The following is a 748-nucleotide window of genomic DNA, read 5'->3' as shown; positions in this document are numbered from 1 at the left end:
TGGAGGCGATCATCAGGCTGATCGCTTTGGAAGGCGTATAGGCCAGGTTTACATAGTGCGTCTGGTATTCGGTATTGCCATAGGCAGTTGCCAACGGATCGTAGGCAAACTGGGTCGCCCACTGAAAACCAGCTTCCCGGAAGCTGCGGGCCATGGCCGGGTATAGGATGGGTTGCGCAATGTCGCCGGCATCAAACTCATAGACCATCCGGGCTTTACCGGCAAACGCCGGAATAGTATCGAAAGGAATGCTATACCTGTCTACATGCGGCAGGTAATTTCCTTTGAGAGTGCGGTTCGCTACCAGGCCTGTAGGATACCATTGAAAACTCACGCCATCTATATTGGCTTTGGCAACCGCGTCAGCATATCGGGGGGACTCGCTGATGTTGTAGAAAACCGGTTTGGTCCAGCCAGTATTCCGGATCACCTGCACCATGCGGTTGACATACTCCGTAGCCCGCTCCTTTGGGCCTGTATGATGCGGCTCGTTGTTTACTTCGGTCGCAATGACATCCGGGTCGTTCTGGTAGGTGAGTTTGGTGTAGGGGTTCACATGTTTGAAAAACTGCTCCAGGTACCGTTCCTGTGCTTGGAAGGCCGCTTCTTCCGTCACGGCCTGCTGCTTGGTATAGATGCTCGAAAAGCCTCCGGTTTTCATATCCGGTTCCGGATAGCCCGGTCCCCAGAAGGCGATAGGGGTGATCAGGATCTTGATGTTGCGCTGCTTCAGTTTGTACACCAGGTA

General features: G+C 53.6%; 1 protein-coding gene. It reads right to left on the bottom strand.

The genetic code is table 11. The features are described from left to right. On the bottom strand, positions 1-748 hold a 748-nt coding region (locus OB13_RS19850; protein WP_461491924.1), incomplete at both ends, for a cellulase family glycosylhydrolase.

The organism is Pontibacter sp. HJ8 (genome assembly GCF_054824225.1).
The sequence above is the reverse complement of the archived record's forward strand: the minus strand, read 5'-3'. Positions and strand labels throughout refer to the sequence as shown.